14 protein-coding genes and 4 pseudogenes are annotated in these 20495 nt (G+C 34.4%); 14 read left to right on the top strand and 4 right to left on the bottom strand.

Annotated elements, in window-relative coordinates; translation table 11 throughout:
* The first annotated feature begins 30 nt into the window (after positions 1 to 30).
* From dndC to dndD, 7 genes are all read left to right on the top strand, one after another.
* Positions 31 to 1593 (top strand): DNA phosphorothioation system sulfurtransferase DndC, encoded by a 1563-nt coding sequence (gene dndC, locus F6K23_RS27145; protein WP_293161556.1) that lies wholly within the window; start codon positions 31 to 33, stop codon positions 1591 to 1593.
* 437 nt (positions 1594 to 2030) lie between these two features.
* Positions 2031 to 2156 (top strand): hypothetical protein, encoded by a 126-nt coding sequence (locus tag F6K23_RS27140; protein ID WP_293161554.1) that lies wholly within the window; start codon positions 2031 to 2033, stop codon positions 2154 to 2156.
* Between the two features lie 10 nt (positions 2157 to 2166).
* Positions 2167 to 2304, top strand: a complete 138-nt coding sequence (locus F6K23_RS27135; protein ID WP_293161552.1) for a hypothetical protein — start codon at positions 2167 to 2169, stop codon at positions 2302 to 2304.
* A gap of 320 nt (positions 2305 to 2624) precedes the next feature.
* Positions 2625 to 2750 (top strand): hypothetical protein, encoded by a 126-nt coding sequence (locus F6K23_RS27130; protein WP_293161550.1) that lies wholly within the window; start codon positions 2625 to 2627, stop codon positions 2748 to 2750.
* 10 nt (positions 2751 to 2760) lie between these two features.
* Entirely contained in the window at positions 2761 to 2898 is a 138-nt protein-coding gene (locus F6K23_RS27125; protein ID WP_293161548.1) for a hypothetical protein, read from the top strand.
* Positions 2899 to 3316: 418 nt separating this feature from the next.
* Positions 3317 to 3460, top strand: a complete 144-nt coding sequence (locus F6K23_RS27120) for a hypothetical protein (protein WP_293161546.1) — start codon at positions 3317 to 3319, stop codon at positions 3458 to 3460.
* Positions 3461 to 3977: 517 nt separating this feature from the next.
* The gene (dndD, locus tag F6K23_RS27115) at positions 3978 to 5960 is read left to right on the top strand and encodes a DNA sulfur modification protein DndD (protein WP_293161544.1); all 1983 of its coding nucleotides are present in this window, start codon (positions 3978 to 3980) and stop codon (positions 5958 to 5960) included.
* 809 nt (positions 5961 to 6769) lie between these two features.
* Here dndD and F6K23_RS27110 read toward each other — a convergent pair.
* On the bottom strand, positions 6770 to 7288 hold the full coding sequence (locus F6K23_RS27110; protein ID WP_293161542.1) for a hypothetical protein: 519 nt from the start codon (positions 7286 to 7288) through the stop codon (positions 6770 to 6772).
* 1232 nt (positions 7289 to 8520) lie between these two features.
* Here F6K23_RS27110 and F6K23_RS27105 point away from each other — a divergent pair.
* Positions 8521 to 9492 (top strand): annotated as a pseudogene (locus F6K23_RS27105) (transposase); the annotation flags it as partial.
* A gap of 422 nt (positions 9493 to 9914) precedes the next feature.
* Here the strand turns inward: F6K23_RS27105 and F6K23_RS27100 are convergent.
* Positions 9915 to 11552 (bottom strand): acetolactate synthase large subunit, encoded by a 1638-nt coding sequence (locus tag F6K23_RS27100; protein ID WP_293161540.1) that lies wholly within the window; start codon positions 11550 to 11552, stop codon positions 9915 to 9917.
* A gap of 683 nt (positions 11553 to 12235) precedes the next feature.
* Between F6K23_RS27100 and F6K23_RS27095 the strand changes: the two genes are divergently transcribed.
* The 4 genes and pseudogenes from F6K23_RS27095 to F6K23_RS27075 all read left to right on the top strand — a co-directional run bounded on the left by F6K23_RS27095 (position 12236) and on the right by F6K23_RS27075 (position 13602).
* Positions 12236 to 12409: a helix-turn-helix domain-containing protein gene (locus F6K23_RS27095; protein WP_367267837.1), complete on the top strand. Its 174-nt coding sequence runs from the start codon at positions 12236 to 12238 to the stop codon at positions 12407 to 12409.
* Positions 12378 to 13174, top strand: a pseudogene (locus F6K23_RS27090) (RNA-guided endonuclease InsQ/TnpB family protein). The gene F6K23_RS27095 and the pseudogene F6K23_RS27090 overlap by 32 nt, the downstream one beginning before the upstream one ends.
* Before the next feature lie 83 nt (positions 13175 to 13257).
* Positions 13258 to 13344: pseudogene (locus tag F6K23_RS27080) on the top strand (hypothetical protein); the annotation flags it as partial.
* 18 nt (positions 13345 to 13362) lie between these two features.
* Positions 13363 to 13602: a hypothetical protein gene (locus F6K23_RS27075; RefSeq protein ID WP_293161536.1), complete on the top strand. Its 240-nt coding sequence runs from the start codon at positions 13363 to 13365 to the stop codon at positions 13600 to 13602.
* 46 nt (positions 13603 to 13648) lie between these two features.
* On the opposite strand, the gene F6K23_RS27070 is transcribed toward F6K23_RS27075, so the two are convergent.
* Positions 13649 to 15016 (bottom strand): NAD-dependent succinate-semialdehyde dehydrogenase, encoded by a 1368-nt coding sequence (locus tag F6K23_RS27070; protein ID WP_293161534.1) that lies wholly within the window; start codon positions 15014 to 15016, stop codon positions 13649 to 13651.
* Positions 15017 to 17407: 2391 nt separating this feature from the next.
* Here F6K23_RS27070 and F6K23_RS27065 point away from each other — a divergent pair.
* Positions 17408 to 18346 (top strand): glycosyltransferase family 2 protein, encoded by a 939-nt coding sequence (locus F6K23_RS27065; protein ID WP_293161532.1) that lies wholly within the window; start codon positions 17408 to 17410, stop codon positions 18344 to 18346.
* A 539-nt stretch (positions 18347 to 18885) separates the two neighbouring features.
* Here F6K23_RS27065 and F6K23_RS27060 read toward each other — a convergent pair.
* Positions 18886 to 19869, bottom strand: a complete 984-nt coding sequence (locus tag F6K23_RS27060) for an ABC transporter ATP-binding protein (protein ID WP_293161530.1) — start codon at positions 19867 to 19869, stop codon at positions 18886 to 18888.
* A gap of 277 nt (positions 19870 to 20146) precedes the next feature.
* Between F6K23_RS27060 and F6K23_RS27055 the strand changes: the two are divergent.
* Positions 20147 to 20366: pseudogene (locus F6K23_RS27055) on the top strand (IS200/IS605 family accessory protein TnpB-related protein); the annotation flags it as partial.
* Positions 20367 to 20495: the final 129 nt, after the last annotated feature.

Raw genomic sequence — 20495 nt, 5'->3', positions numbered from 1 at the left:
AATTAAAAAAAATTTTAGGAGTATTAAAAAATGGTAGGAATACAAAAATCTCTTTTTCCAGAGCGGACAACTGCTGAACTAATCAAAGATATAGAAAAGCTAACTATAGAAATTCAAGAATTATATTGCCTTGATGAAATCCCTTTAATTGTTGGATATTCTGGAGGAAAAGATAGTACTGCAGTTTTACAACTTATATGGAATGCGATCGCTGCTTTACCAGTAGAAAAAAGAACTAAAAAAATCTATGTAATTACTACTGATACACGAGTAGAAAATCCTTATGTTTCTGCTTGGGTTAAACAATCTCTAAAAAACATTGACAGAGTTGCCCAAGAACAGAAAATGCCAATAGAAACTCACCTTCTACAACCAGATATTCAATATACATATTGGGTAGGCTTAATTGGTAAAGGTTATCCCGCACCCCGTCTGAAATTTAGATGGTGTACGGGACGTTTAAAAATTGAACCATCTAATCTTTTTATTCGTAATGCTGTACGAACTAATGGAGAAGTTATCCTAGTTTTAGGTACTCGTAAAGCGGAAAGTCTTAACCGCGCTAAAACAATGAAAAGACTAGAAGAAAAACGAGTACGGGAACGCCTTAGTCCTAATGCCAATTTACTTAATTCTTTAATTTATTCCCCTATTGAAGACTGGCGAACTGATGAAGTTTGGCTATATTTAATGCAGTGGGAAAATCCTTGGGGAAATAGTAATAAAGATTTACTAGCAATGTATCGAGGTGCAACGGAAGATAATGAATGTCCGTTAGTAGTTGATACTTCTACTCCTAGTTGTGGAAGTTCTCGTTTTGGATGCTGGGTTTGCACCTTAGTAGATAGTGATAAATCTATGTCAGCAATGATTCAAAATGATGAAGAAAAAGAATGGTTACAACCTCTTGTAGATTTGCGTCGGGAACTAGATATTTCTGATAGAGATAAAAGAGATTTTCGGCGAATTTGGGGTACAGTTCAACTATTTGAACGAAATATAGATGGTGAAGTTTCTGTAGAACCAATTCCTGGTCCGTACAAAAAAGAATGGCGAGATACTTTACTGAGAAAACTGTTAGAAGCTCAAAGACAAATTCGTGAAACTGCTCCAGAAAATATGCGAGATATTACTCTCATTTCTCTGGAAGAACTGAGTGAAATTAGACGCATTTGGTTAGAAGAAAAACACGAGTTTGATGATAGTTTACCTCGTATATATGAAGAAGTAACAGGAGAGAAATTTGAAGACTGTCGTCCTGGTGCAGGAATAAGTCTTTTAGGTAGTGATGAATGGTCAGTATTAGAAGAAATATGTAATGGGGATGAAATGCACCTTGAACTTATGGCAAAACTGTTAGATACAGAGCGGCAATATTATATTAAGTCTCATCGATATAAGATTTATGAAAGTCTCGAACAATGTTTTGAAACAAGTTCTCGTTCCAAGGAAGAAGCTATTCAAAACGCTCATAATAAAAGAGATTTAAAAGAAGCTGTCGAGAAAGGAAAAGTTTCAGAAAAAATTAAACAATTAAGCTGGGCAAATATGAAATTTTCTGGTCAAAGTTCCACAGGTACTGAGGAAGAGTAAGAAATAATTTTCTTGTTTATTAAACTTCTCTTTTTCCCAGTCTGAGTCAAAGGCAAAAATTCGGGCGTTACTTGACAAGAAAATTCTCTTTGTCAGACTTACCTCCCACTGGGAAAATTCCACAATGACTAGAAAGTTATGGAATTTTCTCTGGAAACCTCATCTGTGGGAAACTTCTGTTTTTCTCGGTCTAAGTCAAAGGCAGAAATTATCTGTTACTTGAGAAGAAAATTCTATTTGTCAGACCTATCTCCTACTGGGAAAAATTCCACAATGACTAGAAAGTTATGAAAATTTTTCTGGCAAACTCACCTCTGGAAAACCTACCTTTTTCTCAGTTTGAGTCAGAGGTAAAAATTTGGGTGTTACTTGAGAAGAAAATTTTCTTTGTCAGACTTACCTTCTACCGGGAAAAATTCCACAATGACTAGAAAATTATGAAAATTTATCTGGAAAAATTATCTGTGGGAAACCTCTGTTTTTCTCAGTCTAAGTCAAAGGCAAAAATTACGAGAAAATTTTCTTTGTCAGACTTACCTCCTACTGGAAAAATTCCACAATGACTAGAAAATTATGAAAATTTATCTGGAAAAATTATCTGTGGGAAACCTCTGTTTTTCTCAGTCTAAGTCAAAGGCAAAATTCAGGCGTTGGTTGACAAGAAAATTTGATTGGTCAGACTTACCTCCTACAGTCAAAATTCCACAATGACTAGAAAATTATGAAAATTTATCTGGAAAAATCATCTGTGGAAAACCTCGGTTTTTCTCAGTCTAAGTCAAAGGCAAAAATTACAAGAAAATTGGATTTTCAGACTTACCTCCTACCGGGAAAAATTTCACAATGACTAGAAAGTTATGAAAATTTATCTGGAAACCTCATCTGTGGAAAACCTTTGTTTTTCTCAGTCTAAGTCAAAGGCAAAAATTACAAGAAAATTGGATTTTCAGACTTACCTCCTACCGGGAAAAATTTCACAATGACTAGAAAGTTATGAAAATTTATCTGGAAACCTCAATGACTAGAAATTTATGAAAATTTATCTGGAAAACTCATCTGTGGGAAACCTGTGTTTTTCTCAGTCTCAGTCAAAGGCAAAAATTACGAGAAAATTTTCTTTGTCAGACTTACCTCCTACTGGAAAAATTCCACAATGACTAGAAAATCATGAAAATTTATCTGGAAAAATTATCTGTGGGAAACCTCTGTTTTTCTCAGTCTAGGTCAAAGGCAAAATTCAGGCGTTGGTTGACAAGAAAATTTGATTGGTCAGACTTACCTCCTACAGTCAAAATTCCACAATGACTAGAAAATCATGAAAATTTATCTGGAAAAATCATCTGTGGAAAACCTCGGTTTTTCTCAGTCTAAGTCAAAGGCAAAAATTACAAGAAAATTGGATTTTCAGACTTACCTCCTACCGGGAAAAATTTCACAATGACTAGAAAGTTATGAAAATTTATCTGGAAACCTCATCTGTGGAAAACCTTTGTTTTTCTCAGTCTAAGTCAAAGGCAAAAATTACAAGAAAATTGGATTTTCAGACTTACCTCCTACCGGGAAAAATTTCACAATGACTAGAAAGTTATGAAAATTTATCTGGAAACCTCATCTGTGGAAAACCTTTTTTTTTCTCAGTCTAAGTCAAAGGCAAAAATTACAAGAAAATTGGATTTTCAGACTTACCTCCTACCGGGAAAAATTTCACAATGACTAGAAAGTTATGAAAATTTATCTGGAAAACTCATCTGTGGGAAACCTCTGTTTTTCTCAGTCTCAGTCAAAGGCAAAAATTCGGGCGTTGCTTGACAAGAAAATTCTATTTGTCAAACTTATCTCCTACTGGGAAAAATTCAACAATGACTAGAAAGTTATAAAAATTTATCTGGAAAACTCATCTGTGGGAAACCTGTGTTTTTCTCAGTCTCAATCAAAGGCAAAAATTACAAAAAAACTCTCTTTGTCAGACCTATCTCCTATGGGAAAAATTCAACAATGACTAGAAATTTATGAAAATTTATCTGGAAAACTCATCTGTGGGAAACCTGTGTTTTTCTCAGTCTCAGTCAAAGGCAAAAATTACAAAAAAATTCTCTTTGTCAGACCTATCTCCTACCGGGAAAAATTCCACAATAACTAGAAAGTTATGAAAATTTATCTGGAAACCTCATCTGTGGAAAACCTTTGTTTTTCTCAGTCTCAGTCAAAGGCAAAAATTCGGGCGTTGCTTGACAAGAAAATTCGATTTTTCAAACTTATTTCCTACTGAAAAAAGGTAAATTCTAAGAATAAAAAAATCAAGTTAATTATCCCACTACTTTTTTTCCTACTCCCTACTCCCTATTACCCTAATTCCCTATTCCCTATTCCCTACTTCTTAAAAAATGATTTTCCTAGAACTCGTCTTACAAAATTTCGGACCCTACTCCGGTAAACAAACAATAAACCTCCGCCCTACCCTTACCGATCGCCCTCGCCCCATCATCTTATTTGGAGGTATGAATGGAGGAGGAAAAACTACTCTTTTAGATGCTATTCGTCTTGCACTTTACGGTCATCGTGCCCAATGTTCAACTAGGGGAAATTTAACTTATGGCGACTTTCTTTCTCAATGTGTAAATCGTAATACTCCCCCTACAGAAAAAACTCGCATTGAATTAGCTTTTGAACATATTCAAGACGACCAACTTGTAGAATATCGCGTAGTTCGTACCTGGGAAAAAAATCCTAAAGATGGCAAAGATAGTTTAGGAATTCTTGATGGTGAATGGCCTGATTCTTACTTAGCAAATGCCTGGGATGAATATATAGAAAATCTCTTACCTTTGGGAATTTCTAATTTATTTCTCTTTGATGGAGAACAGGTAAAAGAATTAGCTGAACTAGAAATTCCTCCACCTTTGGTTGTAGATGCAATTCAATCATTATTAGGACTGGAATTAGCTGAACGTCTGGCAACAGATTTAGATATTTTGGTGACTCGGAAAAAGAAACAAATTGCTAAAACTACAGAATTAAAAAATTTAGAAGAAATTGAACAAAAACTCCATCAACAAAAGACTGATTTGGAAGTTGCTACGGAAAAATTAGCAGATTTGCGAAAGCAGTTAAAAAAGGCTGAACAAAAACAGCAAAAAGCCATGAGAAAATTTGTTTCGGAAGGGGGAAAAATTGCTGCGGAGAGAAGTCAGTTAAAACAAGAATTTCAAGATGTCGAATTAGAGATGGATAATGCTCGTCAGGAAATGATTGAACTTGCTGCGGGAGCTTTACCTCTGGCTTTAATTTCTCCTCTTTTGGAACAAGCAAGTTCTCAGGGTGATGTAGAGATTTTACGCCATGAAGCAGAAATAGCTTTGGATGCTTTTCAGGAAAGAGACCTACGTTTAGTTAATTATCTGAATGAGTTGTCTATTCCTACTGGCAAAATTAGTAAAATTCAAAAGTTTCTTCATCAAGAAAATCTGATGATTGAAGAGGATATTAATCAAAGTGATGAACCTTGGTTATTGGCAGATGAGGAGGCGTTAACTTTACTAGAAAACTTGTTGCGCTATGAGATTGAAAATTATCGGACAAATGCTAGGAAAAGTTTAACTCGTCTCAAAGATTTTGAAGTGGAAATTAATGTTTTGGAAAAGCAGTTGGTAAGTGCAGCATCTCCGGAAGCTTATGAAATTTTGGAAACTGCTTTACAGGAGGCACAAACTGAATTAGCTAGGATACAGATAGCTTGTGAAAATAGTGAACGCAATTGTAAAAAATTGGAGGATACTATTACTCAAACTAAGAAAGAATTATTTAGTTATACTGATGAAACTATCGAGCGTCACAATATTCAAAATATCATTGAATCTTCTGGCAAAGTGAAGAAAACTTTGCAGCTATTTAAGGAGAAGTTAACCCTGAAAAAATTGAATAAGCTAGAGATGGAAGTTACTGAGTGTTTCCGCTATCTTTTGCATAAATCAGACTTGGTGCACCGTGTGGCTATTGATACTAATAACTTTGCTCTTTCTCTCTACGATAATCAAGGGCAAGTTGTTCCTAAACATCGCATTTCTGCTGGAGAAAAACAGCTTTTGGCAATTTCATTTTTGTGGGGTTTGGCAAGGGTTTCTGGTAGACATTTACCCGTCGCTATTGATACACCTTTGGGTAGATTAGATTCATCCCACCGTCAGAATTTAGTAGAACGTTATTTCCCTTCTGCTAGTCATCAAGTTATTCTTTTATCTACTGATACTGAAATTGGTAAATCAGAAGTAGAAAATCTCCGTAGTTTGGAGGCGATCGCTCACGAATATTTACTTAAATATGATGCTCAAAAAAATCAGACAAATCTCAAAAAGGGGTATTTCTGGTAAGCCACTTTTTTCTCTCTACTTTTTCAACTGCAGTTGTCTAGGCAGAAATAGAAAATCTGCGTAATTTAGAGGCGATCGCTGACGAATATTTACTCAAATATGATGCTCAAAAAAATCAAACTAATCTGGAAGTAAGCTATTTTTGGTAAGCAAATTTTTTCCTTCTGCCTCTTCAACTAAAGGTAAGCATTTAGCTCTTAGCAGTCAGCGCTGAGTGCAAATAATGAATAATTCCTTCTAAGGTTAAAGGAGCGTACCTTGGCAGTAACTTTTAATTCTCTCTTAATTTTTCAATTGCTTTTACCTCCTTCTCTCATCAATAGCTGAAGTCCGCAGTTCCGACCATAGGAAACTAGCTGATGGCTGTTTGCGCAGCATTCCGCAGGAAATGCTTACAACTAAAGTTAATCCTAGTGCAGAATGGCGGAAATAACTGACCAGTTACAAAATCCTAAAAGCCTTACCAATCAAGACTTCTGACTTCTGACTTCTGACTTCTGACTTCTGACTTCCGCGTAGCGGCACTAGTAAAGATTGATAGAAAATTTCTCTACCAATAGAAATCTCCAAAAATCCAAAATAAAATCTATTCTTATCCATAAATATTTTAATATTTCTTCCTGTCCCTTATTCCCTCTTTTCTGGAGATATCTAATGTGCTGGAGTTTAGGCTAAAACCAAGGGTGAATATCTATAGGAAATTTAAGTTTTTTCAGTCTTTTAAGCCTTCTTCCCTCTTCCTTCTTCCTTTCTCTTACAAACAGAGTTTGAGCTATATTTAGGCTTAAAAATTGTGTCAGTCCCAATAGCTAAAATTTTCTTCTATAGTGATTTTCAACATCTTTATAGGTTCGCCTCGCCGTCGCAGGTTTAAACTGAGTATCTACAAATTGCACCGGATGATAGGTCTCAATCCACAAATGAGCACCACAACTTAAGGGGTGATAAGGTTTATATACTATACGACAAGGGCCATGAATCTCCATCTGATAACCCAAATCATTGCGTGTTCCCTGCTTCATGGAAACCACTGGTATTAATTGATCTGGAGTCATTTGAGGATCTGTATTAATTCTCTTACCATTGGCTTGAATTTTCTTTTGATTGACATGAATTCTTGTGGGGGCTTGTCGCAGCCTCTTACACCAGACACCTTCCGGGCCTCTAGTACCTGGTATAACAACAGGCATTTGGCCATAAAGAGGAATACGCCAAAATCCTTTATGTTTATAAGCCCCTTTTATCCTTCCCTGAGAAAGTAGAACTCTAACTCGTTGACAACAGATACCCAATAAAAAAGCTGTTTCTCTAGTTGTAATAATAGTCATTTTTACTCTAGCACTATAGTTTTTATCAATAACCTATAAATTTTTGTTTTTGGAGGTGTATAAATTTTTAAGTTATCATAGGCAAAAGTGCTGTTAATTTTGTTACATTATACTAAAAAAGTTAGCTGACTCCTAAAAATATAAAATTATGGAAAAATATTTCTCAATTTAGCATACTTAGGGCGTTGAGAACATTATTAATTGCGTGGCAGCAATCTTGATAATCGTTCAATAGTAGAACACACTTCATTCTCTACTTTGTATGTGATCTGGACTTTAGTAAAAAAATGCAGTAAAATAGTCGAAAATCATTATCCAGTAACACTTTTACCTGAGAATACTTCTGCGATGAAAGAAACAACCCTGTGTGCCTTACCTCCATGCTTTGAAAAGTAGTGTCAAAAGTTTGATGATTTATTTAAAACCAAAGGCTCACGGGGTTAAAATGGCCTCAAAAGTATTACTAACAATGGTTTAAAGAATTAAAGTAACTCTTGAAAATTGCAATCAATAGTGAAAATAATTATTATTAGTGGGGTTTGTGTTAAGCGATCGCTCAACTACAACCACACATCAAGTTGATTTTTGCCTCAATTAAAGACCACTAACAAAATTTATATCAGCCCACTAAAAAATTTTTTTTAGTTATTAAATCAACTGTGAACTCTTGAAAGTACAAATACTTAATCTAATTTTGATAATTTTTGCCTGGTTTTCTATAGTAAGTATTTATTGTTTGTCTGAAAATAAAATAATTTTTTTGAGGTGATTTTCGATGTTTCAACCAGTAAGATAACTCTGGACCTTGGAATTATCTATCTCCAATAATTACTAATTCATATTTGTTTAGTAAACGTAAAACAGGCTTAATAAGTGCTTTCTGCTCTCCTCAATTACTACTACCTTGCACAATGGAATGAAAACTTGATAAATGAGCGTTGTTTACAAATTATGAACAAAGGTAATCAGACGAAAATTAGGAATGGATTTTCTCTGATTATTGATGCCATACGGACATAGAAAAAGTGTTCAACAATTAATAATTAATTATTAATTATTAATTATTACCTCGAGAGTGAAAACGGAATTGATTGACTAATCATGAAAAATTTTTCTTCTCTTGGTCGATTGGATATGGCGCAGGTTTAGGAGCCATCCCTCCACCGCTGTTTCTCCTTGTAGAGCGACAGCTCGTGGCGCAGCTTAGGAGAGGCTTTAAACCTTAATTATTCGGTGATTTTACTTCAGGAGTAGGTAGGCAATATCTTGGGGAAATTGGTAAAACAGACAATGGAATAGTGATAGTTACAAGCCATTTATATGATGGAGAGAGAACTCTCCCAATAGACATTGAATTATATCAAAGTTCATCCTCTTTTCCTTCTGGAAAAGAAGATAAAGAATTTGTCAAAAAACCGGATTTAGCACTCAAATTAATTCATAAAACTTTGTCCAGAAAATATCGTCCTGGTGTAGTTTTAATGGATGGAGGTTATGGTAATAATTCCTCATTTTTAGAAGAGCTAGAAAGGCTATAACTAAACTATATAGGTGGTTTTGCGAAGAATCGCTAAGTCAGTGTGATCAATCGAAAAACCAGGAAAAAACACTTATAAAAAAGGTTAGATGAAATTGCATTGTCTTTACCTCAAAAGGATTTTCAAGAAGTCACCTTAGAACAAGATGTACCGAAGACAGTGTGGGTAGCTACCATATGAAGCTGAAATCAAAGGTCTGAGTGGTCAAAGAACTATTGCAATCGTCATGAATAATAGTTCTGTAAAAGATGCAACTGAAGTTGATTATTTAATCACTAATAAACAAGATAAAAACCTAACAGGAGAATGGATAGTGGCAACCTTTTCTCATAGAAACTATATTGAAAAGTGGTAGTCCTGTATAGTAATGGTGAATGGTGGCTGAAATGCTTGCTATACCGTTACCGAAAAAATTACAATGCACCACTACCTGAAAAGTTTTATAGAGAAGCCAAGGGGTGGTTAGGTTTAAAAGAATATCAAGTAAGAAATAAAACCAGTCTCATACGTCACTTTGTTTTTGTTTTTACAGCCTATACTTTCATTATTTATCAGCAATTAATGGGAGGGCTAAGAAAACGTTATGCTCAGAAGCCTTTGACAAATTTTACAGAAACCTTAGAAGCATTTCTCACAGGTGTTTCCTACAAATTTTTTTGCTGGTGACAAGAGAATCGAGAGGTTTTTATTCAGCATAAAGCCGATCTAGGATTTATCTGGGGATCAATTCAGGTATAACCTATTCTCTATCTAGAATAGAGGCTATTATACTTTACTTTTTTCCAAAAGTCCAGTTATATTCATCTTGAATTTGTGCATCATTACAAATAGGAGTTGCTTGAGTTAATCCTAATTTAGTAGGAGTTAAAATTAGGATGTAACTTATAGCTAAATTGTCAAAAAAAACTTGGTATTTTATCGTAAGTTTTCCCTAGTTATCTTCTCATTGGTGGCTGAAAAATTTGTATTTCCCACCCTACTTAACTCCTGAAAATACAGAAACTCTCCAACTCCAGATTATTTTTCAGCAACCAAGCAATAACCAATCATAAATTGCTGAAAAATCTCCTAATCAAACCTACTACTAACTAAATAGAACAACTTAAACCACCTGATTTTTGAGTAAAACGAGCATTTTCTCGATAATCAACAGAACAATCGATTACAGCCGGAACATCTTGAGCAAGAGCCTCTTTCAAGGTAGGAATTAAATCAGCAGCAGACTCTACTCTATAACCTTTCAAACCAAAACTTTCAGCAAACTTAACAAAATCTGGATTGCCAAACTTAATAAAAGACGACTTACCGAAATGGTCTTCTTGCTTCCATTCAATCAAACCATAACCACCATCATTAAAAATTAAAGTTACAAAAGCAGTACCCACTCGTAAAGCAGTTTCCAACTCTTGACAATTCATCATAAACCCACCATCCCCTGTTGCAGCTATTACCTTACGATCAGGACGGACTAATTTAGCAGCGATCGCTCCAGGAATAGCAATACCCATTGCGGCAAATCCATTAGAAATCAAACAAGTATTAGGACGGTCACAATGATAATGCCTAGCTATCCACATTTTATGAGCGCCAACATCAGAGATGACAATATCTTCTGGCCCCATTACTTGACGTAAATCATAAATTATTTTTTGAGGCTTAATTGGAAAGTCATTATCTTTACTATATCCCTCATATTCAGAGCGAAGATTTGTTCTAATTTCTGAGACAGTTGGACTTAATTCATTTATGCGTTCCGAGCGTCGCAAAATTTCATTCAAAGAATCAGAAATATCTCCCACTATTTCAGCTATCGGAATATAACTACTATCAATCTCCGCATATTTTGCTCCAATATGAATAATTGGAATTTCGCCTTGAGGATTCCATTTTTTTGGTGAATATTCAATCAAGTCATAACCAACTGCAATAACCAAATCTGTTTGGTCAAAAGCACAACTAATATAATCTCGTTGTTGTAATCCTGTGGTCCATAAAGATAAAGGATGAGTGTAGGGAATGGCACCTTTACCCATAAAAGTATTAGCAACAGGAATATTTAATTGTGTAGCAAACTCCGTTACAGCTTCACTTGCATTAGCTCGAATTACTCCATTTCCCACTAAAATTAGAGGATTTTTTGCCTTAGAAATTGCTATTGCTGCTTCAGTCATACTTTGATAAGCAGAATAAGATTTTTCTTGCTTATCACGATTCAAAGGTTGCCCTTCCACAGACATTGCCGCAATATTTTCTGGTAAATCAATATGGACTGCACCAGGCTTTTCTTGTTGAGCGACTTTAAATGCTTTGCGGACAATTTCTGGTGTATTACTAGGGCGAACAATTTGAGCATTCCATTTAGTTACTGGCTCAAACATTGCCACCAAATCTAAATATTGGTGAGATTCAATGTGCATTCGATCTGTACCAACTTGACCTGTAATTGCTACTAAAGGTGCGCCATCTAAATTAGCATCAGCAACACCTGTCATTAAATTAGTAGCTCCAGGGCCTAATGTTGATAAACAAACTCCTGCTTTTCCTGTTAAACGACCATAGACATCTGCCATAAAAGCGGCACCTTGTTCATGTCGGGTAGTTATAAATTGAATTGGGGAATCTTTGAGAGCTTCTAAGATATTCAGATTCTCTTCTCCAGGCAGTCCAAATACATATTTGACTCCTTCATTTTCGAGGCATTTTACCAATAATTCTGCAGTGTTCATTTCTATTTTCTCCTTTGGTTAAAGGTGGTAGAAAAATAAATCGAAAGTTTTAACTTTAACTAGCTCTAGGTTAAGAGCTTTGAGCTATCAGCTTGGGTTTAAATTCCTGTAGGCACCAGATAATTTAATCTGGGTAATCCCCTTTGAATTTGCATTTCTCTCGGTTTCAGAATCACTCGCTGTTTGTTGATTATGACTTTAGGAAATTCTGACTGCACCAATTGCTGTTTGCATAGCATTGCCTCAGGAAACGCTTTTTAAATTTAACAGGACTTACGGGTATAGTGAATAGTAATTTTTACTATTTATCTAAATTATCAGCCTGAAATATAATACTTAATATTAAAACACAAATTCTATAAATGATTACTTTTTTCTTTTCGGGAGTAAAGATCAATTAAATCACGATTTAACTTTTTTGCCAAGTAATTAAGTACCTGAGGAAAATTAATTTAACATTTGCTCAAAATCGGCAACAGGGAGTAAAAAATATACCTTAGTAGTAGATATAAAAATTATTTTTCCTCCCTACTTTAAATTGAGTATCATACTAAATCCGGTTGTCAAAACCAACTTTTCAATATTGACTAAATCTTTTTCTCTCAAACAGTTACGCTATAAAAATAAGATATTTATCTAATGTTGGCAGAATACCCGCACCATAATCTTTGATTTGGTGTCGTATGGGAATGCCAACCTGTGCTACAATAAGATCACTTAATGTTAATAACAGGCCAAAAGCATTGAAGTCCAGATACAAGTACCGCATCTATCCAAATCATATTCAAATAACCAAATTAAATCAACTATTTGGTTGTTGCATATATGTTTGGAATAGTACGCGATTCACATTGTAATCAACTATATTCTAACGGCCAAAAGAGACCTAGCTATGTGGACTTAACTAAACAATTCATTCCTCAGGCCAAGCAAGAATTACTTTGGTTAAAGGAAGTTGCATCTACCCCATTACAGCAATCTCTTAAAGATTTAGAAAGTGCCTATAAAAACTTTTTTGATAGTTGTAAAGGTAAAGGCAAAAGGATTAAAGTTAGACCGCCAAAGTTTAAATCTAGAAAGTCTAGGCAATCTGCAAGATTTGTAGGTACTAATTACAAGATTGGTCAAGATAAAATCTATCTACCAAAAATAGGTAAGATTAAAATAGTTTGCTCTAGAAAACTACCTAATAAACCTACCTCTTTAACAATAATCAAAGACTCGAACAATCGTTATTTTGTTAGTTTTGTAGTAGATACTAAGTCCGAACCTTTACCTGAAACTAATAATTCAATAGGAATTGATTTGGGGATTTCGACTTTTGCAACTTTGAGTAATGGAGATAAAATTAATGCTCCAAAGCCTCTGAAGAACAACCTCAAAAAGCTAGCTAAATTCCAGCGTAAATTTCTCGTACTGAAAAAGGCAGCAAGGGTCGTGAAAGGCATAGGTTAAAAGTAGCCAAACTTTCCTACGGAATGCTGCGCAAACATGGCAAAATTAAAGATATTAGAACGGATTTTTTACACAAACTCTCAACGGATTTAGTCGAAAAATACGACATAATTGTTTTAGAATACTTGAATGTTTCTGGTATGGTTAAAAACCGTAAGGAGCGCTAAAGCAATCAGCGACTCAGGATGGACGGCAGTTCAGGACTTTAACTGAGGCTAAATGCGAGAAATATGGTAGGGAATTTAGAGTTATTTCTAGGTGGAAACCTACTTCTCAAAAATGTTCTAATTGTGGTTTTAAGGGAGGCAAAAAAGAACTAAATGTTAGAAAATGGACTTGCCTTAATTGTGGAACTTTGCACGAGCGTGATGTAAATGCTGCCATCAATATTTTAGAAACTGTTCAACCAAAAACCAAGGTTGAAACTAAAGCAACAGAAAATCCGATTCAACTATCAATTTTTGATGAGGTCGCCGAGGGGCACTGGTCGATTATTTATCGGACAGGGAGGAAATGTCAGACTGGCAAGCCAGCATTTTCTAGTGATGTGTCAACCCGCTCTGAGTCATTCGTTCAGCTTAGTCTGTTTGAATGATGGATGGGAATCCCGCGCTGTCTCGCAGAGCAGTGTCGGGAGGATGTCAATTAACCCAAACTGTCTTAATATTGACAAATTCTAGAATTCCTTCTTTGCTAAGTTCTCGACCATAGCCAGAACGTTTAATCCCACCAAAAGGTAGACGGGGGTCAGACTTAACTAAACCATTGATAAAAACTGCACCTGCTTCGAGTTCTGATATTAACCTATCTGTCTGTGCTGTATCTGTAGTCCATGCACTTGCACCTAATCCGAAAGGAGAGTTATTGGCCAGTTCTATTGCTTCATCAATATTAGTAACCCTAAATATTAAGGCAACAGGACCAAAAAACTCCTCTTCATAAGCAGGGGAATCTACTGGTATCTCCGCCAAAATAGTAGGGGGGTAAAAATTTCCGGGACTGTCAGATAAAAGATGACCACCAGTCAAAACTTTTGCTCCTTTCTCAACAGAAACTTCTACTTGATAATTTAACTCTTGAAGAATAGATGGAGTTGCTAACGGACCAATGTCTGTATCTGGCAACATAGGGTCTCCTACCTTCAAAGCTTCAAATTTTTCTACTAGACGCTGTTGAAATTCTTCAGCAATGGTTTCTGCCAAGATGAAGCGTTTAGCTGCAATACAAGATTGGCCATTATTCAACATCCGAGCTGTAACAGCAGTAGACACAGCTTGTTCTAAATTAGCACTTTCTAATACTATAAATGGATCGCTACCTCCCAATTCCAAGACTGTTTTTTTAATTGATTGACCTGCTATTGCTGCTAAGGCCATTCCTGCTGGTTCACTTCCAGTTAAAGTTCCTGCTTTTACTCGGTCATCTGCCATTATGCCTGCTACTTCATTGGAACCTATCAATAGGGTTTGAAATACTCCTTCTGGGAAACCTGCTTCTTTAAATATTTCTTCAATGGCCAAAGCACATTGGGGAACATTAGAGGCGTGTTTCAATAAACCTACATTTCCTGCCATTAAAGCTGGTGCTGCAAATCTGAAAACTTGCCAAAAGGGAAAATTCCAAGGCATGACAGCTAGTACTGGACCTAATGCTTGATAACGGACAAAGGACTTACTTGCGTCAGTTTGTGCTGGTACGTCAGCGAGAAATTTTGCTGCATTTTCTGCATAGTAGCGACAGACCAGGGCACATTTTTTAGCTTCGGCGATTGCTCCACTCAGAGTTTTACCCATTTCCATGGTCATTATTTTAGCAAATTTTTCAGCATTTTTCTCTAATATGTCGGCTGCTGCTAATAACCATTCCCCACGTTGAGTCATGGGAATTTGACGATATTGACGGAAGGTTGTTATTGCGAGCTCTAGTTTCGTTTCAATCTGTGCATCTGTGATTGGTTCAAAAGTTTTTAGTGTTTCTCCTGTTGCTGGATTAATTGTAGCGATCGCCATTAATTTTTTCTCCTCAATTTAAAGTTAAAATTACTTTTGAAATTAAGTCACAAGTTATGAATATCAATACATCTTGTGACAATAATGTTTTTGACAATAACTTTTTTTCTTGCTGCTGTAAATCCTTGGATAGTTTAACTTATTCGCTTCTTTACCCCTGGGTGTTAATTTCATCCAAGAGCTTACTAATTTTTGTTAACTTTAGTTTGGCTTTATACTTTATCATACTCGCTTGCAGTAGCCAAAACAGTTAATTCTTAACTATCTTTTACAATCATTTAACGAGATAAAAAAATATACACTTAGAGCTGATTTGTAAACTGAGCTGAAATCCCTTTCTAGCATGGGTTTTTCCAAAGTTATGACCTTGGGGTTTAGATAGTGTCAAACCCTTACACTGTAAAGTATTTATCCTTTTAATATTTACTTGATAAATCAGATATTTATAGATAAGATTTACAAATTTTTCAGTTATAAACTCCATATATAGTGGAGCACTCTAGTTTTTAAGTTCTATATTAGAGTTGTTGGGAAATAAAAATTCAAAAGCCTCAAAAGCTTACTATATAAGATTTTCAGGATTGGAGGCTTAAAAAACACTATAAACTTTGACTAATAAGGGTTTTAGCCATTTTCTCAGCTTAATTCCCAACAACTCTATTATAAGTGTTTTTTCGTAAGCCCTGATAGACAGTCTTTATTTCCTATTCCTCAAACTGTAGCGAAGTCTATGTATATATATTTTATCTCAATCACCTACAATATTGCTAGACTTTGTCTAAATCTCCCTATCAGGCCAGAAAAACCAGCATGATACCCCTATCATTAAATGTATAAAAAGTATCACACTTTTATCAAAATAATTGGTCTAATACCAGTTTGAAAAAAGAATGCTATAAAAAGTGCATCTCTATCGGATATGCCTAAAAATAGTTTCTCTAGTTCATTTTAGATGGTTATCTCTATCTTTATCCCTTTTTTTTCAATATTTATCCCTTCTTCCTTCTTGCTTCTTCCTTATTTCGTACGGACGCCCTTATGCAACGTCCCTACTATTTGTAGCAAACATTGATCAATTTGGTATAAAATTTAGCCTTGATTCGCGAAATATTTTTGTAGGGTTGCTCAAAATCCCCGTTACAAAAATAACTTCTGACTTCGTTCAAGATACCATGTCTGAATTGACTACTGTTTATCAAAAAATATTTAATCTAGTAAGAGGGATTAGACCTCAACTTCCTAAGGGACTTTGGAAAGGCAAAAAGAAACCTGGACGAGCGATCAAAATTTCTGTACCTAGTTTTCAACAAGAGCGTTGCGCGTGCGTGGTATCAACTTAAATATCGTCCTCTAGTTGTACGATGGGAGTGTATTTCTGCTTGCGCGTAATGCTTTTTTAGCGTTCGCGGAGCGTGGCGTTAGTCATATCGTCACTGTACATATTTGGATTAATCGCATTTTATTAGTGGCATAGGTTCAGTAATATCTAAAATTTCATAAAAACACTATTAATTATGATTTATCAATCATAAATTTTGACGACTACACTATTTGATACAATTTTATAACATAATTATCAACTAAGATTGCAATATCAAACTTAGATATTTATAATGTTGAGATATTAGTAGATGTAGATTTAAGTAAGCTAGATTTTAAAACTAGTAATCTTATTTTATACGGAAAACTAACTAATTATCAGGGGCAGTTGACATACGTTAAGTTGTTTGTACAAGAGTAATTTGAATCAGTCAAAAGTGAATAGTTAGCCTCCTGTGGAGGAACTGCGTTAACAAGTGTGTGATGGAAATGAGCAACCTGCCATCAATATATACCATAAGTTTTTTAACCAGAAGCGTGAGGGTCTTCAACGAACCTGTTTAAAATATTAACGGATGACTGATGAACGATCAAAAATAACTTCTAGATATATATCTTTGATATTGAAACTATGAGAATGGGATGAAAATAATCTTTCAAGATTCAAATATAACTATAACCGTCATTTTAAATTTAATACTTTACAATTCTGTAAAAGTATAATTATTTGAAAACTTACTACAAACCTTATTGAATTCAGCAGATATAAAAATACATTGAAATTATAATTTAAAAACATTAAATTCAGCTTGTAATGCTTGTAATTATCTACAGGAACGTAGTTATACTGAAGATAATTACAAGCAGAGGAAGCAATATTACTAATTCAGTTAGAATTAACAGCAGATAAATCACAAACAGCAGATATTTATATAGGTAAAATTATTGGTGTAGCAGTAGTTTTTTCGCTATAATGTAAATAAAAATTGTAAACTTTGCAACTATTATTTTAATATAAATTACAGTTTATATTCTGATATTATTAATGCAATTGTAGAGGAAAAGTTGCCAATGAAATTTAGTATCGTAATTACAACTTATAATCGCTTAGATTTATTAAAACGGGCAATTAATTCGGCATTAGAACAAACGGTTGAATGTGAAATAATAGTAGTTGATGACTGTTCAATAGATGGTACAAAAAAATATGTCAATAGCTTAGGAGATCGTGTCATTTACTATTGTACTTCTTCTAACCAAGGTCATGCAGCAACAATGAATTTAGGGGTGCAAAATGCTCAGGGAGATTGGATAAAACCTTTAGATGATGATGATTATATGGCAGCTAATTGTATAGAGGAAATGACTAAAGCAATTACTCTTCATTCTCAAGCAGTAATTCTTTCTTGTCAGGCAGCACAAGTTGATTGTCATCAGGTAGAAATTAGTCGTACTTATAAAACAGGACCTGGAACAGCATTTTATATTTCCCAAGAAGATATTCACTATGGGATGTTACTAGAATCAGTGCCATTTGGTACTCCTATTCAAGTTGCTTTTCGTCGGGATGCTTTTTTAGCATCTGGAGGATGGGATACTAATTTAAGGAGTTGCGATGATATTGATTCTTGGATTAGAATTACTGAGTTTGGTGATGCTATTTTTCTCAACCAATGTTTAGTTTATCGTACTATTTGGATAGGAGGATATGACAGGAAAATTCCTTTGAAAAAACGTTGTAATACTAATATTTTAATGAAAGAAAAAATCTATACTAAAGTTCATAAAAAGTATTCTAATCTAATTCCAGACCTTGAAGATATACGACAATACATAAATTTACATTGGGGTATAGTAGCTTTCAAACAAAAACAATTATTAACAGCTATCAATATATTATTACCAGCAGTTTTTTCTCTGAAAGCCTGGCAAATTTTTTTAGAAGTTACTATTACCAGAAAACTGAAAAAAAACAATACAAATTTAAGAAAAAAAGTTTTGATTAATTAATTTTATATTTATATAGCAATGAAGATAAAAGAAGATTATGAAACTTTTTTTTATAGAGAATAAAACAGTTTTATGTAAAATTATATAGATTCCAAATTAATACTAAATGTAGTATCAATAGTTGTTGATGAAAAACTTAAAAATAATTATCTGCTCTATAAATATAAGGGAATAATTCCAAGTTAAATAATTATAAATCATAGTTTTATGACAACTTTATAATTTTTAATTGGTTATGAAAAACATAATTATTACCAACAATACAAACCATTAATAATAATATTAAAAATAGGGTTGCATACTTAATATTATGTGCCCCCTCCGGGAGAGCTAAACTATAAGATAATCAGTTATAAATAACATTTAAGAATTGACAGTACCGAAGAAATATTTGAATCATGTTTACTTGATCTGCTTTCTACTCTTCTAACTCCTGACTCCTGTACGTCACCGATCCGACGGATCCTCATTCCTCACTAAGTTATTTATAAGTATTTAACCTATAGCGTAGCTCCCTCGGAGGGGCACATCATATTACCCTATTCTCTACTAGAAAAAATTCCCTTTTCTCGTAATTGCTGCATAAAATACTCTTCTAGACTAAGTCTTTCTATATTCATTTTCATCAGTGTAGCTTTCATTAATCCCAAACTAACTAAAAATTCTTTAGGGTCTCCCCGCAAATGACCTTGCCAAAAATTATGCTCAAATTCTAAATCTGGTATCCATTGTTTAAGAATCTTAAGATTACCACTTTTACCCTTAACATAATAACTTTCATTAGTTCCTAATACTTCATCTAAAGTACCAATACAAATTAATTCTCCCTCTACCAGAATAGCAATGCGATCGCATATTTTCTCCACATCAGACAAAACATGACTATTAAAAAAAATAGTCTTCCCTTGTTTTTTGAGCGAAATAATAATTTCTCTGATTTGATAACGTCCCATTGGATCTAAACCTGACATAGGTTCATCTAAAAATACTAACTCAGGGTCATTAATCAAAGTTTGCGCCATACCAACTCTTTGCAACATTCCTTTAGAATATTGACGTAGTTGCTTTCTAATAGCTGTTGATTTAGACAATCCCACTAGGTCAAGTAATTCTGGAATTCTTTGTTTTTGTATTGATATTGGTATTTGAAATAATCCTGCTACAAATTCTAGAAATTCCCATCCAGTTAAATATTCATAAAAGTAAGGATTTTCTGGTAAGTAACCAATTTTTTCTTTAATCACTCGATCGCCTATTGACTGCCCTAATAAAAGTCCCGATCCAGATGTAGGGCGTACAATTCCTAATAAAGTTTTAAGTAGGGTAGTTTTACCTGCACCATTTTGTCCCAAAAGTCCAAAAGTTTCTCCTTGATAAACTGTCAAAGTACAGTTTTTAAGAGATTCTATTTTTTGATTCATCCAAAAACCAGTGCGGTAAAATTTACCTAAATTATTAGTTTCTATCACTGGCAATTTTTCTGGTGTCTTTGCTTCTGTGGGAATATTGACAGCAGATTCCATAAAAATTCAGCTTATATATTTAATATTTTATTTTTTATCATAAACTGAATCAGGACTTTGGTAGGAGAGCCCGAAAACTTGGTTTTTTCATAGATTTTTATGTTAAAAAACTATAACGTTATAGTTTTAACAGAATGTCGGGCAGAATTCCCTCATCCTCTAAAGGTTAGGGATGAATGCCCTACCAATAAATAAACTGCGTAGCACACCAATTTCGATTTTATTGTGTTATACTTTTAATTTAGCGTAAACTATATTTCATGTGAAATCATTGTACAGAACAGATTTTCTGCATAAGTTATCCACCGAAATAATTTTTGAAAACCAAACAATTGTTTTAGAGGTATGACAATGTTTCTGGAATGGTCAAAAACCGTAAATTATCCAGAGCTATATCTGATTTAGGTTGGCGGACATTCCGAACATTTCTAGAAGGTAAAGCAGAAAAATACGGTCGCGATTTCAGAGTAATTAATAGTTGGGAGCCAACCAGCCAAAAATGGTGCGATTCGTTCAGTCGAAACCTAGAAATAGGGGGATGACTGGCTTGTGTTGAGTAACCGATAAGGTAGAGTTCGCACTTTAATCCTCAACAGATGACAACTAAATAACCATATTGGTGCGAG

It is taken from the genome of Okeania sp. SIO2C9, assembly GCF_010672455.1.
Lineage (GTDB): Bacteria > Cyanobacteriota > Cyanobacteriia > Cyanobacteriales > Microcoleaceae > Okeania.
Note: the sequence above shows the minus strand (reverse complement) of the source record. Positions and strands in the feature narration are given on the sequence as shown.

Excerpts from the sequence above, each read along its gene's own strand:
- dndC (WP_293161556.1), top strand. The coding sequence starts at position 31 with ATGGTAGGAATACAAAAATCTCTTTTTCCAGAGCGGACAACTGCTGAA.
- F6K23_RS27140 (WP_293161554.1), top strand. The coding sequence starts at position 2,031 with ATGAAAATTTATCTGGAAAAATTATCTGTGGGAAACCTCTGTTTTTCT.
- F6K23_RS27135 (WP_293161552.1), top strand. The coding sequence starts at position 2,167 with ATGAAAATTTATCTGGAAAAATTATCTGTGGGAAACCTCTGTTTTTCT.
- F6K23_RS27130 (WP_293161550.1), top strand. The coding sequence starts at position 2,625 with ATGAAAATTTATCTGGAAAACTCATCTGTGGGAAACCTGTGTTTTTCT.
- F6K23_RS27125 (WP_293161548.1), top strand. The coding sequence starts at position 2,761 with ATGAAAATTTATCTGGAAAAATTATCTGTGGGAAACCTCTGTTTTTCT.
- F6K23_RS27120 (WP_293161546.1), top strand. The coding sequence starts at position 3,317 with ATGAAAATTTATCTGGAAAACTCATCTGTGGGAAACCTCTGTTTTTCT.
- dndD (WP_293161544.1), top strand. The coding sequence starts at position 3,978 with ATGATTTTCCTAGAACTCGTCTTACAAAATTTCGGACCCTACTCCGGT.
- F6K23_RS27110 (WP_293161542.1), bottom strand. The coding sequence starts at position 7,288 with ATGACTATTATTACAACTAGAGAAACAGCTTTTTTATTGGGTATCTGT.
- F6K23_RS27100 (WP_293161540.1), bottom strand. The coding sequence starts at position 11,552 with ATGAACACTGCAGAATTATTGGTAAAATGCCTCGAAAATGAAGGAGTC.
- F6K23_RS27095 (WP_367267837.1), top strand. The coding sequence starts at position 12,236 with ATGGGAATGCCAACCTGTGCTACAATAAGATCACTTAATGTTAATAAC.
- F6K23_RS27070 (WP_293161534.1), bottom strand. The coding sequence starts at position 15,016 with ATGGCGATCGCTACAATTAATCCAGCAACAGGAGAAACACTAAAAACT.
- F6K23_RS27065 (WP_293161532.1), top strand. The coding sequence starts at position 17,408 with ATGAAATTTAGTATCGTAATTACAACTTATAATCGCTTAGATTTATTA.
- F6K23_RS27060 (WP_293161530.1), bottom strand. The coding sequence starts at position 19,869 with ATGGAATCTGCTGTCAATATTCCCACAGAAGCAAAGACACCAGAAAAA.